Here is a 13,107-nt window from a genome sequence, read left to right on the forward strand (position 1 = left end):
AAAGCCTCATTGTTTCAGCTTCGCTTGCCGCTTGCGGCGACCTTCGGGAGCCCAATCAAGTGCCCCGACGCGCCATAGGTAGACAAGACCAGCCAACAGAATTGCTATGAAAACGAGTGCTTCGACGAATCCGGTCCAGCCGCTTTCGCGGACGGACACAGACCATGCAAAGAGAAAGAGGGCTTCGATATCGAAGATCACGAACAGCATCGCGACCAGATAGAATTTGGCGGACAGGCGCAGGCGGGCGCTGCCGACGGGTAGCATGCCGGATTCGAAGGGTTCGTTCTTGGCGCGGCCCCAGGCCTTGCTACCGAGCAGGCTGGAAAGGCCGAGCATGAAGGCGCACAGGCCGACGACACCCAGGAGGAAGATGGCAAAGCCCCAGTTGTGGGCGATGAGTCCTGCCGAATCGGACATGCTAGAGATCCTTATACAGAGACCCAGCTCTGCAGTCTGAAATAAGTGTAGAGCGGCGACCTGGTGTCGCACATGCAGTGACCAAATGTCGCAGCTGAATCAATCGCGCTGATTTTATGGGTAAACCCCGTGCAAGTAAAATTTCTGTAGCAAATTTATTCGTAGGATTAAGTACAAAAGCCGCTTGTAACTGGCTGAAAGCCTTGAGATTCGGGCATTGCGTGCGGTTTTGTTAATTATGTTTCCTGCGAATGGTAACGAATTGCAAGTTTCGAAATGATAATTAATATCATTTGATCTGATGTCTGATATTTCCGTTGTTCTGTGTCTTGTAAAGTTCATCTGGCGATTCCCCCTACTTGCAAATGCAAAAAACGCCTGTTCTAGCAGCTTCTGACGCCGCTTGCCCCGCCCTGGGTCAATACTTTACCGATTGAGCGATGACTGGCTGATGAAGCGATCGCCCATTGGCCGAGCCAGTAGGTGAGGATGATCAGGTACGGCGCGGCGGCGAACGGGCTGACGAAGCGGTCGATACCGATCAGGCTGTCGGAAAGCACGAACAGGCAGGCGCCGAGCGCGGCGAGCCCGCCACAGGCCAGGGCGCGCCAGAGCATGGCGCTGATGGCCAAGGCGTAGAGCGCGACCGGGATCAGTAGTGGGCCGAGGCCGCGGCTGGCCAGTACGCCGAGCAGAGTGATGCCGGTGATGCCGCTCAGCAGCAGTGCGGGCAGGGCTGGGCGCAGGGTCTGGCTGCAATAGGCGCGCAGGTAGGCCAGGTGGGCGCAGAGGAAGGCAGCAAGGCCGAACACGAACAGGTCGGCGGGGATGGCCAGCAGGATGTCGCCGAGTACCGAGAGTGCCAGGCCGAGGGTGATCCACTGGCGATAAGGTGTGGCAGGGGTGCTGCGCAGCCAGGCGATCAGGGTCAGTACCGGGATCGGTTTGGCCAGGAGGGCGAGCAAGGTGTTGTCGCAGGCCAGTGCATATATATAGAGGGCGGCGGCGGCCAAGGCGAGAATCATCAGGTGGCTTGGGCGAGGCATGGGCGGTCCTTGCGGCTGGGCTGCCTCAAGCATAGACCTGATCGTGGGTTTTGCCGGTGATGCCTTTGGATTGTGTTGGGGCTGCCATGGGCTTGATGAAAGGAATGTGGCGCCTGTGAGACCGAGCGCCGCCCGCGCGGCGCTTCGCGGGACAAGCCCGCTCCCACATTTGTTGCAACGTGCCGAACCTGTCAGGCCATGGTTGTCAGCCTGGTTGCCCTGGCCTGATTTCTCGACTGGAACTGCTGCCGTCCCATCTGTCTCAAGTCATGCGCCAAGGCGGACAACGCCTCTCCCACAGGCATGGCCACGTTGCAACAAATGCGGGCTTGTCCCGCGAAGCGCCGCGCGGGCGGCGCTCGATCTATGCAACACCGCAAAAACCAAGGCAGGCACCTCGCCGCCCTGACGCAACCGGGCGCAGAACACCTGAGATGTCGGATTTAACCCCTTCCATGTAGGCCATTTCCCAAACATACTCTTGCCGCCTTTTTTCCGTTGCGGCTGCTGTGGCAGCGCTCTAGTCTCGGCGTGCCGTTGCACATCAACGACACGGCTTTGACAGGCCGGAATTGAAAGAAGGTGCACTCGCTTTGCCTCAATGGCGGCTGTGCGTGTGGGCACGCTCGCGTGCGCCGGTCTTTCTTTCTTTCCACCGGTCTGTCAACCCGCGCATAGCTGCCACCCAACCGTTTGACAGCGGGCGGATGGTAGCCAAACAGGAAAGAAAGGAGCGAGTCATGCTGAAAGTTGTCCCCGATCCACCCCACAACCCCCATTCCCTCGAAGACACCCTGATCCAGGCCACCGACTACGCACTGTGCGCGGCGACCGTGGTGCATCAGGCCTTGCTGGTGCAGCCCAAATCACCGGCGTCGATCCTGATGATGACCTCGATGCATGAGCTTGAGGCGCTGCGGGCTTTGCTTGAGTCGGCATTGATCCAGGTGCAGATGCCCGCTGAGCCTCGGACTTTGCACTGAGGCTTGAGTGATGTGTTGTCTGGGCGGGCCTCTTCGCGGGTGAACCCGCTCCCACAGGATCACCACAGTCTTCAAGGCTTGCACAGTCCCTGTGGGAGCGGGTTTACCCGCGAAAGGGCCCGTCCAGGCAGTCGAGAATTTTCAGGGGATTCAAAAATGACCACAGAAGACACCCAATTCACTGTCGGCAAGACCACGTTCTACCAAGGCGAAAACGGCACCCACCCACTGTTCCGCATCGAGTCAGGCATTCCCTGTCGTGACGCCCGCGAGCAGTCTTCGGAATTGATGGGTTACGTGCGCGAACTGACCATCACCGGCCTGATGGATGAGAAACCGATGATGATCTGGGCCGCCCACTATCTGAGCGCGATGGCCAAGGCGCTGATGGATGATGCGGAGCTGGGCATGAAGCACTGAGGTATTGCAGGGCTTCGCGATTGCTTTGTAGGAGCGGCCTTGTGTCGCGAAAGGGCCGCAGAGCGGCCCCAGGATTTAAGCATCGAGGCAAAAAATGCTGGGGCTGCTTTGCAGCCCTTTCGCGACACAAGGCCGCTCCTACAGGTTCCGTGTATTTCTGGGTACAGACCCAAAAGAAAGGCCCGGGGCTTTAACAAGCCTCGGGCCTTTCTTCAACAGCAACCCACTATCAGTGGAACTGCTCTTCCTCGGTCGAACCGGTCAGTGCAGTCACCGACGATGCGCCACCCTGAATCACGGTGGTCATGTCGTCGAAGTAGCCAGTGCCCACTTCCTGCTGGTGCGCCACGAAGGTGTAGCCTTTGTTGGCGTCAGCGAATTCCTGCTCCTGCAGCTTCACGTAGGCGGTCATGTCGTTGCGGGCGTAGTCGTGCGCCAGGTTGAACATGCCGTGCCACATGTTGTGGATGCCGGCCAGGGTGATGAACTGGTGCTTGTAGCCCATTGCCGACAGCTCGCGCTGGAACTTGGCGATGGTCGCGTCGTCCAGGTTCTTCTTCCAGTTGAAGGAAGGCGAGCAGTTGTACGACAGGATCTGGTCCGGATACTCCTTCTTGATCGCTTCGGCGAAGCGGCGGGCTTCGTCCAGGTCCGGCTTGGCGGTTTCGCACCAGATCAGGTCGGCGTACGGCGCGTAGGCCAGGCCGCGGGCGATGGCCTGGTCGAGGCCGGCGCGTACCTTGTAGAAGCCTTCACGGGTGCGCTCGCCAATCACGAACGGCTGGTCGTACGGGTCGCAGTCGCTGGTCAGCAGGTCGGCGGCGTTGGCGTCGGTACGGGCCAGGATGATGGTCGGCACGCCCGATACGTCAGCTGCCAGGCGCGCTGCCACCAGCTTTTGCACGGCTTCCTGGGTCGGTACCAGTACCTTGCCACCCATGTGGCCGCATTTTTTCACCGAGGCCAGCTGGTCTTCGAAGTGCACACCGGCGGCGCCTGCTTCGATCATGTTCTTCATCAGCTCGTAGGCGTTCAGTACGCCACCGAAACCGGCTTCGGCGTCGGCCACGATCGGTGCGAAGTAGTCGATGTAGCCATCGTCACCCGGGTTCTTGCCGGCTTTCCACTGGATCTGGTCGGCGCGGCGGAAGGCGTTGTTGATGCGCTTGACCACGGTCGGTACCGAGTCGACCGGGTACAGCGACTGGTCAGGGTACATGGACTCGGCCGAGTTGTTGTCGGCGGCAACCTGCCAGCCGGACAGATAGATGGCCTGGATGCCGGCCTTGACCTGCTGCACTGCCTGGCCGCCGGTCAGGGCGCCCATGCAGTTGACGAAATCTTTTTCTGGGCGGAAGGACGGGTGGGCACCTTCGGTGACCAACTTCCACAGTTTTTCTGCACCCAGGCGGGCCAGGGTGTGCTCCGGCTGCAGGGAGCCACGCAGGCGAACGACATCAGCGGCGGTGTAGGTACGGGTCACGCCTTTCCAGCGCGGGTTCTCGGCCCAGTCTTTCTCGAGGGCTGCAATTTGCTGTTCGCGTGTCAGTGCCATGGAAATAAACCTCGTCGCATCGATCTTGGGGTAATTGTGCTGATGCTCGGAGCAGATCAGGAGCTGGCGGCTGTCCTGTTCGCAGGAGTGCGGCGGCGAACGCGAAGGCTCGAAGGGGAAGGGTGTGCAGGCCAGGCGAAAGGATGCTCCGGCAGGTTGGCTCGTGGTTGCCTTGCTGCGGTGCTACGCGATTGCCAGTACTGCGGTGATGCGCTTCCGTCCCTCGGGACAACTTCTTCGTTGCAGTCGCAATCCCGTCGAACCGCCTTGTGGGCCGTATAGACACGAGACGCCTCCAGGGGTGGGAGGAGCGCGCCTCGAAGGCCCTTGCCAGGGCCCCTGATTAGCGGGAGCGAGGCCATCATGCCCTTGGGAAAAAGACCCTGTCAAATGTTTTGTAGTGGTTTTTTTCACTTACTACATCTTTGGTCTAATGCGACTTGGCAGTCAGTTTCAAGGCCTTTGGTCGAGGCCTTGAATTGCCTGGGATCAGTCGAGAAGGTCGACTTTGACGCGCAAAGTCATGTTTTCACCCCGTTGGGTGCTGTAACTGTGGCTTGAGGCGCTACGGTCGGCTTGGCTCTGCTGGTTGTAGCCGGCCAGGGTGATCCATTCTCCGAGCTTGCCGGTGATTGTCGTGTCGGTGCTTTGCACTTTCACTACATCAGCACGTTCCTGGCTGATACGGTCATTATTGGTGCTTATTTGCAGACGAACCGTATCGCCACTCAAGCTGGGGGTGACGTAGAAACCCTGGGTCACGTTGCGGTATTCGGTGTTGCTCTGGATGCGCCCGTAGCCGTCGGTGCTGGTACTGGTGATCGGGATGCTCTGGCCAATCTGGATCAGCGCCGGCTGGCCTTCGCTGGCCTGAATCTGCTGCATGCCGCCGTCACGGTTGCTGGTGCCATAGTGGATGACGCGCGCGTTGCCACGGTTGTCCTGGAAGTTGCTGTCGTTGTTGTCGACGCTGATCAGCAGGCGCTTGGGTGCGGTATCCAGTTGTTGCAGCAGGGTGCGCAGGTCGTCGATGCGTTCGGGGCTGGCGTTGACGATCAGCTTGTTCTCGAAGGCGCTGACTGTGCCGTCCTTGCCGATGAATGCCTGGGCGGCGGGCAGCAGTTCGGCGCTGCTGCGGTGTTGTAGCGGCAATACCTCGGTGGCAGCTTGGGCAGTGAGGCTGGCGGCCAGCAGCAAGGCGGCGAATAGGGGGCGTAGCGGCATGTCCATGATCTCCGCAGGTGGAATGTTCATGATGGCAAATTTGCCCGGCTTCTGCTGGTTTCACGTTACAGAACCCCTTGAGCGGTGGCCGCTGTCAGACAAATTCCGTAACATCGCGCCCCTTGTTTTTGTACCGTCCGCCCGGACCGCCTCACAGGATGCCCATGAAACCCGCCCGACTTCGCGCCGACGTGCTCGCCGGCCTGACCACCTCGTTCGCCTTGGTGCCCGAGTGCATCGCCTTTGCCCTGGTGGCTCACCTGAACCCGCTGATGGGCCTGTATGGCGCCTTCATCATCTGCACCCTGACGGCGCTTTTCGGTGGTCGACCGGGGATGATTTCCGGGGCCGCCGGCTCGATGGCGGTGGTGATCGTTGCGCTGGTGGTGCAGCACGGTGCGCAGTACCTGCTGGCCACGGTTTTGCTGGGCGGCGTAGTGATGATGCTGTTCGGCTTGCTGCGCCTGGGCAAGCTGGTGCGGTTGGTGCCGTACCCGGTGATGCTCGGTTTCGTCAACGGCCTGGCGATCGTTATCGCCTTGGCCCAACTGGAACACTTCAAGGAGGGCGGGCACTGGCTCAGCGGTACGCCGCTGTACCTGATGATTGGACTGGTGGCGCTGACCATGGCGGTGGTCTACGTGCTGCCGAAGTTGACCCGTACGATGCCGCCAGCGCTGGTGGCGATCCTTGGCGTTGGTTTGCTGGTGTACCTGCTTGGCCTGCCCACACGCACCCTGGGCGATATGGCGCGCATCGCCGGTGGCCTGCCGCAGCTGGCCCTGCCGGAGGTGCCGTGGAACCTCGAGACCCTCAAGATCATCGCCCCCTATGCGGTGCTGATGGCCATGGTCGGGCTGCTTGAGACCCTGCTTACGCTCAACCTGACCGATGAAATCACCGAGAGCCGTGGCTACCCGGACCGCGAGTGCGTGGCGCTGGGCGCGGCCAACATGGTTTCCGGCCTGTGCGGTGGCATGGGTGGTTGCGCGATGATCGGCCAGACCATGATCAACCTCAGCTCCAATGGCCGTGGTCGGCTATCGGGGGTGGTGGCCGGGGTTATGGTCTTGTTGTTCGTGTTGTTCCTGTCGCCGTTGATCGAGCGTATTCCGCTGGCGGCGCTGGTCGGGGTGATGTTCGTGGTGGCGCAGCAGACCTTTGCCTGGGCGTCTTTGCGGGTGCTGCACAAAGTGCCGCTGAGCGATGTGCTGGCGATCATTGCGGTGACCGTGGTCACGGTGTTCACCGACCTGGCCGTGGCGGTGCTGTTCGGCATCGTCATCGCGGCGGTGAACTTTGCCTGGCAGCATGCGCGGGAGCTGTATGCCGACAGCCATGAGGATGCAGAGGAGGGCAAGCATTACCAGGTGCATGGCACGCTGTTCTTTGCCTCTACTACGGTGTTCCTGAACCAGTTCGACCCGGCTAACGACCCGGACAAGGTGACCCTGGATTGCCAGCATTTGAGCTTTGTCGATTATTCGGCGATTGCGGCGTTGAAGACCTTGCGGGAGCGGTATGCGAGGGCGGGCAAGCAGTTGCGGGTGGTGCATCTGTCCGAGCGCTGCAAGAAGCTGCTGAAGCGGGCTGGGGAGCAGCACTGAGAAGGGTTGGTGCGTGTGCTGGCCTCTTCGCGGCTAAAGCCGCTCCTACAGGGGGTATGCATTCCCTGTGGGAGCGGCTTTAGCCGCGAAGAGGCCAGCACAGGCGAACGAATCACTCCCCGCGGTTCTTCTTGACGATGGCATCGGCAATGCTCGCCGGTGCCTCGGCATAACGGGTGAACTCCATCGAGAAGCTGGCCCGGCCCTGGGTCATGGAGCGCATCGAGGTGGCGTAGCCGAACATCTCGCCCAGCGGCACCTCGGCACGGATCACCTTGCCGGCCGGCGTTTCATCACCGTCCTGGATCATCCCGCGGCGCCGGCTCAGGTCGCCGAGGATGTCACCCTGGTACTCCTCCGGGGTCACCACTTCCACCTTCATCACCGGCTCCAGCAACACCGCCCCACCTTTCTGCGACAGCTGCTTGGTGGCCATCGAGGCGGCGATCTTGTAGGCCATTTCGTTCGAGTCGACATCGTGGTACGAGCCGTCGAACACCGCCGCCTTCAGGTTGATCAGCGGGTAGCCGGCCAGCACGCCGTTCTTCATCTGCTCCTCGATGCCTTTCTGGATAGCCGGGATGTATTCGCGTGGGACCACGCCGCCAACGATCTCGTTGATGAACTCCAGGCCTTCCTTGCCCTCGTCGCCGGGGGCGAAGCGGATCCAGCAGTGGCCGTACTGGCCCCGGCCGCCGGACTGGCGGACGAAGCGGCCCTCGATCTCGCAGGTGTTGCGTATTTTCTCTCGGTAGGCCACCTGTGGCTTGCCGATGTTGGCTTCGACGTTGAACTCGCGGCGCATGCGGTCGACGATGATGTCCAGGTGCAACTCGCCCATGCCCGAGATAATGGTCTGGCCGGTCTCCTCGTCGGTGCGCACGCGAAATGACGGGTCCTCCTGGGCGAGCTTGCCCAGGGCGATGCCCATTTTTTCCTGGTCGGCCTTGGTCTTTGGCTCCACCGCCACGGAAATTACCGGGTCGGGGAAGTCCATGCGCTCGAGGATGATCGGCTTGTCCATGTCGCACAGGGTGTCGCCGGTGGTCACGTCCTTCATGCCGATCAGCGCGGCGATGTCGCCGGCGCACACATCCTTGATTTCAGCCCGCTGGTTGGCATGCATCTGCACCATGCGGCCGATGCGTTCCTTCTTGCCCTTGACCGAGTTGAGCACCGCGTTGCCGGAGCTGAGCACGCCGGAGTAGACCCGGGCGAAGGTCAGGGTGCCGACGAACGGGTCGGTGGCAATCTTGAATGCCAGGGCCGAGAACGGCTCGCTGTCGTCGGCGTGTCGCTCCAGGTGCTTTTCTTCGTCATCCGGGTCGGTGCCCTTGATGGCCGGGATCTCCGACGGGGCGGGCAGGTAGTCGATGACCGCGTCGAGCATCAGCGGCACGCCCTTGTTCTTGAACGACGAGCCGAGGATGGTCGGCACGATTTCGTTGGCGATGGTGCGTTGGCGCAGTGCGGCCTTGATTTCGTCGACGCTCAGTTCCTGACCTTCGAGAAACTTCATGGTGAGCTCGTCATTGGCCTCGGCCGCTGCCTCGACCATGTGCGCGCGCCACTCGTCGGCCAGTGCCTGCAGCTCGGCAGGGATGTCTTCTTCGCGGTAGCTGGTGCCCTGGTCGGCATCGTTCCAGTAGATGGCCTTCATCTTCACCAGGTCGATCTGGCCGATGAAGTTCTCTTCACTGCCGATGGCCAGCTGGATCGGCACCGGGTGGTGGCCCAGGCGCTGGTCGATCTGCTTGACCACGCGCAGGAAGTCGGCGCCCTGGCGGTCCATCTTGTTGATGTAGGCCAGGCGGGGCACGTGGTACTTGTTGGCCTGGCGCCATACGGTCTCGGACTGCGGTTCGACCCCGTCCGCGCCGCTGAACACCACTACCGCGCCATCGAGCACGCGCAGCGAGCGCTCCACCTCGATGGTGAAGTCGACGTGGCCCGGGGTGTCAATGATGTTGAAGCGATACTTGTGGGCGAACTGCTTGGTCGAGCCCTGCCAGAAGGCAGTGGTCGCCGCCGAGGTGATGGTGATACCGCGCTCCTGCTCCTGGGCCATCCAGTCCATGGTCGCGGCACCATCGTGCACTTCGCCCATCTTGTGGTTGACCCCGGTGTAGAACAGGATCCGCTCGGTGGTCGTGGTCTTGCCGGCGTCCACGTGGGCGACGATACCGATATTGCGGTACAGCTCGATGGGCGTTGTACGGGCCATGGCGGACTACCTGCGGATGAGCGGATTCTCCCACGGTAGCAGAACGGGAGAATCCTGCTTTACCGCCGGGCCGTCAGTCGGCCTGGGCTTGCAGCTGCCACTGGCCATCCACTTCGCGGGCCAGGCCGCTGGCTGGCAGCAGGGCCAGCAGGCGCGTGTGCAGGGCGGCTTCGGTGAAGGTCTTGAGAGTGGCCAGGTCCAGTGCGCCGACCAGGTTGAGATCGGCCTTGGTGTACGAAAGCCAGGCCTTTTTCAGGGCCTGGGCGACGTCGCTGCCGGAGGTGCTGGCAAAGCGGCGGTGCCATTGGCGACCGTCGAAGGTGAAGGTGTGGGCGTGGCTGTAGGTGCCTTGGTCGCCCCCTTCGGTGCAGCGATGGCAACGGCACGGGCCTTCGCCGAAGGCGTTGCGCAGGTAGCTGTTGAAGTCCACCACGGGCTTGAGGGACAGGCGTTTGTCGACTTCGAACAGGTCGGCGATCAGGGGTTCTTCGGCGCTCACTCGGGATCCTCGTGTGGTGTGGCGTGCATCGGCGGGCACCCTAACAGATCGGGGCATTCAGATCACCTTTTGCAGGCCCGGCCTCTTCGCGGGCTCGCCCGCTCCCACAGGTGCTGTGCACAACCTGAGCAACATGCGATCCCTGTGGGAGCGGGCGTGCCCGCGAAGAGGCCAGTAGAGACAATGGAGATCACCTGCCGTACTCTACGCGCCCATACGCCTACACACCCACAGAGGTAACCCGCTTGAGCACCAAGTACCCGTACATCGCCACCATCACCATCAGCGCCGAAGACCGTGGCGGCGACGCCGAGGCCTCGGAAAACCCCAATATGCGCGTTGGCCTGGAAGCGGTGACCGAAACGCTGAAGAAGGTGCATTTCGTCGGTACGCTCGCAGCCCCCGAAAAGAACGCCACGCACATCTGCGTGACCCTGGAGAACGGCCTGACCTACTACGGCCCGATCGTCAACGGGCACGCCGAACTCGAAGGCGGCTGGATTGCCTTCGAGTCCGACATGCTCACTCCCGCAGAGCTGGGCTTGTAAGTATCAGTTCAGCTCGGCCAGGCACTGCTCGAGGATATCCAGGCCTTCCTCGAGCACTTCGGCTTCGATGGTCAGCGGTGCCAGCAGGCGGATGATGTGCCGCGCCTTGCCGCTGGGCATCAGCAACAGGCCCTTGGCCCGCGCCGCTTCCATCACCTTGGCCAGTTGCGCCGGTGCCGGGCTGCCGTCGGCATTGACGAACTCGATCCCCCGCATCGCGCCGACGCCGGTGAGGCGGCCGATGAACGGGCTCAGTCCCGAGGCCTTCCAATGCTCGAAGCGGCGCACGATTGCCTGCTCCTGGCGCTCACCCCAGGTAGCGACGTTCTCGTCGGTCATCTGCGCCAGGCTGGCCAGGGCCGCTGCGCAGGCGATCGGGTTGCCTGAGTAGGTGCCACCCAGGCCGCCCTTGGGCAGCGCTGCCATCACCTCCTTGCGCCCGACCACCGCACCCAGCGGCATGCCGCCGGCAATGCTCTTGGCCAACAGCAGCAGGTCGGGCTCGATGCCCAGACGCGGGAAGGCGAAGCGCTGGCCGGTGCGGCCGAAGCCCGACTGGATCTCGTCGATGATGATCAGGATGCCGTGCTCGTCGCAGAAGCGGCGCAGGGCCTGGGCGAAGGCTGGGTCAAGGGCGAGGAAGCCGCCTTCGCCCTGCACCGGCTCGAAGATGAACGCCGCCACGTCTTCCACTGCCAGCTCGACGCTGAACAGGCGGTCCATGGCCTTGAGGGCCTGTTCGCAGGTAACCCCGGTGTCGGCGCTGGGGTAGGGCAGGTGGTACACCGGCCCCGGCAATTCACCGACCCGCTGCTTGTACGGGGCGACCTTGCCGTTGAGGTTCAGGGTGGCCAGGGTGCGACCGTGGAAGCCGCCGTCGAAGGCGATGATGGCGCGTTTGCCGGTGGCACCGCGGGCCACTTTCAGGGCGTTTTCCGCAGCTTCCGCGCCGCTGTTGGTGAGCATGCCGGCCAATGGGTAGCTGACCGGTACGAACTGGCTCAGTTGCTCCATCAGCGCCAGGTATGGGCCATGGGGGGCTGCGTTGAAGGCGTAGTGGGTAAGGCGAGCGGCCTGGGCCTGGATCGCCTCGACCACGGCCGGGTTGCAGTGGCCCAGGTTGAGTACACCGATACCGCCGACGAAGTCGATGTAACGTTTGCCGTCGGTGTCCCAGACTTCGGCATTGCGGCCATGGGAAAGTGTGATCGGGTGAACGATGGCAATGGATTGGCTGATACTTTCCTGATTCATGGGCACGCGGACCTTTGTTCGAATTTCTTATTATCCAAGCGTGTTGGCAGGTTATTCCGCAAACGAATTATTCGATTGCGGTCATTCCCTGGATTCTTGAACTAGCTGGTTTTTGTATCTGCCATTCCGGCCCTATCGCCGGCAAGCCAGCTCCCACAGGTACGGCACAGGTCTTGATGGCTGTGGAGTACTTGTGGGAGCTGGCTTGCCGGCGATAGGGCCAGTGCAGGAAGTAATCAATCCCCCTCGGCCACCCGCTCCCGAATCCACTGCACGAAGGCCCTGACCTTGGGCACTTCGGCCGCATGCTCGGCATGGGCGATGAAGTGCCGGCCATTGCTCGCCACCGGGTGGTCCCAGGCCACCACCAGCTTGCCCTCGCTCAACTCTTCGGCCACCAGGTAGCGCGGGATCAGGGCGATGCCGCAGCCGGCAATGGCCGCGCGGATGCACAGGTAGAACGTGTCGAAGCGGGGGCCGTGGTAGCTGTTCTGGCTATGCAGCCCCAGCCCCAGGAACCATTCATGCCAGGCCTCCGGGCGCGACACGCACTGCAACAGGCGGTGTTCGGTCAGCGCCTGGGCGCTGTCGAACCGGTGGTTGGCCAGCAGCTGCGGGCTGCACACCGGCACCACTTCCTCGCTGAACAGTTCGATGCAGGTTGCCCCGGGCCAGGTGCCCTGGCCGAAGAAAAACGCAATGTCGGCCTTGGCCTGCACCAGGTCGAACGGCTCCAGCTCATTGCGGATATCCAGGTGAATGCGCGGGTAGCGGTCGCCAAAACCCTTCAGCCGGGGTACCAGCCAGCGCGCGCCGAAGGTGGGCTGGGTGGCGATGCGCAGCACTTCGGTCTCGTCGCCGTAGCTGAGGATGTAGCGGCTGGAAATGTCGATCTGGGTGAGGATCTTGTTCACTTCGGTGAGGTACAGCGCGCCAGCCGGGGTCAGGTGCAGGCGCCGGCGAATGCGCTGGAACAGCGAGTGCGACAGCATGTCCTCAAGCTGCGCCACCTGCTTGCTGACGGCGCTCTGGGTCAGGTGCAGTTCCTGGGCCGCGCGGGTGAAGCTGAGGTGGCGGGCGGCCGCTTCGAAGCACTGAAGGGCGGTGGTCGAAGGCATCAGGCGTTTGGACATGACGGGCAAATACCGAGCAAAAAAGGAAGGAGTTCATTCCATAACGGAATCATGTGTTTCGAAAAGGTCGTTTGTTGACCTCGGCCTATAGATTAATACTGACCTGGATCAACGATTACAACCGGTCGTGCGAAGAGGAGGTCAGTACCCGCTTCCGGCATCTGCAAAACAACAAAAACGAACATCAGAAATTT

General features: G+C 61.9%; 12 protein-coding genes. 4 read left to right on the top strand and 8 right to left on the bottom strand.

From position 1 onward, the window contains the following. Positions 1-6: 6 nt before the first annotated feature. Entirely contained in the window at positions 7-420 is a 414-nt protein-coding gene (locus IMX18_RS06365) for an NADH-quinone oxidoreductase subunit A (protein WP_003251427.1), read from the bottom strand. A gap of 383 nt (positions 421-803) precedes the next feature. Continuing rightward, positions 804-1,466, bottom strand: a complete 663-nt coding sequence (locus IMX18_RS06370; RefSeq protein ID WP_217190182.1) for a lysoplasmalogenase — start codon at positions 1,464-1,466, stop codon at positions 804-806. A gap of 740 nt (positions 1,467-2,206) precedes the next feature. Here IMX18_RS06370 and IMX18_RS06375 point away from each other — a divergent pair. Both IMX18_RS06375 and IMX18_RS06380 read left to right on the top strand, forming a co-directional pair. Continuing rightward, positions 2,207-2,449 (top strand): hypothetical protein, encoded by a 243-nt coding sequence (locus IMX18_RS06375; RefSeq protein WP_015271051.1) that lies wholly within the window; start codon positions 2,207-2,209, stop codon positions 2,447-2,449. 156 nt (positions 2,450-2,605) lie between these two features. Next, on the top strand, positions 2,606-2,869 hold the full coding sequence (locus IMX18_RS06380; protein WP_015271050.1) for a DUF3077 domain-containing protein: 264 nt from the start codon (positions 2,606-2,608) through the stop codon (positions 2,867-2,869). Between the two features lie 229 nt (positions 2,870-3,098). Here IMX18_RS06380 and aceA read toward each other — a convergent pair whose 3' ends face one another. Beyond that, complete coding sequence (aceA, locus tag IMX18_RS06385; RefSeq protein WP_013973380.1) at positions 3,099-4,424, bottom strand: isocitrate lyase; 1,326 nt, start codon at positions 4,422-4,424, stop codon at positions 3,099-3,101. Positions 4,425-4,913: 489 nt separating this feature from the next. Further along, a complete protein-coding gene (locus tag IMX18_RS06390) occupies positions 4,914-5,678 on the bottom strand; it encodes a secretin N-terminal domain-containing protein (protein ID WP_013973379.1) in 765 nt (254 codons plus the stop codon). Positions 5,679-5,812: 134 nt separating this feature from the next. Between IMX18_RS06390 and IMX18_RS06395 the strand changes: the two genes are divergently transcribed. Next, a complete protein-coding gene (locus IMX18_RS06395; RefSeq protein WP_137137609.1) occupies positions 5,813-7,255 on the top strand; it encodes a SulP family inorganic anion transporter in 1,443 nt (480 codons plus the stop codon). Between the two features lie 112 nt (positions 7,256-7,367). On the opposite strand, the gene fusA is transcribed toward IMX18_RS06395, so the two are convergent. Both fusA and IMX18_RS06405 read right to left on the bottom strand, forming a co-directional pair. Then, positions 7,368-9,479, bottom strand: coding sequence for an elongation factor G (fusA, locus tag IMX18_RS06400; RefSeq protein ID WP_013973378.1), 2,112 nt, complete (start codon positions 9,477-9,479; stop codon positions 7,368-7,370). 73 nt (positions 9,480-9,552) lie between these two features. Then, positions 9,553-9,978 carry a hypothetical protein gene (locus IMX18_RS06405; protein ID WP_015271047.1) on the bottom strand — a complete coding sequence of 142 codons (426 nt, stop codon included), beginning with the start codon at positions 9,976-9,978 and terminating at the stop codon, positions 9,553-9,555. A gap of 245 nt (positions 9,979-10,223) precedes the next feature. Here IMX18_RS06405 and IMX18_RS06410 point away from each other — a divergent pair, with 245 nt between their 5' ends. Continuing rightward, the gene (locus IMX18_RS06410; protein ID WP_100413759.1) at positions 10,224-10,526 is read left to right on the top strand and encodes a hypothetical protein; all 303 of its coding nucleotides are present in this window, start codon (positions 10,224-10,226) and stop codon (positions 10,524-10,526) included. A gap of 3 nt (positions 10,527-10,529) precedes the next feature. On the opposite strand, the gene IMX18_RS06415 is transcribed toward IMX18_RS06410, so the two are convergent. Further along, positions 10,530-11,780: a 2-aminoadipate transaminase gene (locus IMX18_RS06415; protein WP_100413760.1), complete on the bottom strand. Its 1,251-nt coding sequence runs from the start codon at positions 11,778-11,780 to the stop codon at positions 10,530-10,532. 236 nt (positions 11,781-12,016) lie between these two features. Continuing rightward, entirely contained in the window at positions 12,017-12,913 is an 897-nt protein-coding gene (gene gcvA, locus IMX18_RS06420) for a transcriptional regulator GcvA (protein ID WP_015271044.1), read from the bottom strand. Positions 12,914-13,107 lie beyond the last annotated feature (194 nt).

Source organism: Pseudomonas shirazica, from assembly GCF_015168335.1.
GTDB classification, from domain to species: Bacteria; Pseudomonadota; Gammaproteobacteria; order Pseudomonadales; family Pseudomonadaceae; genus Aquipseudomonas; species Aquipseudomonas asiatica.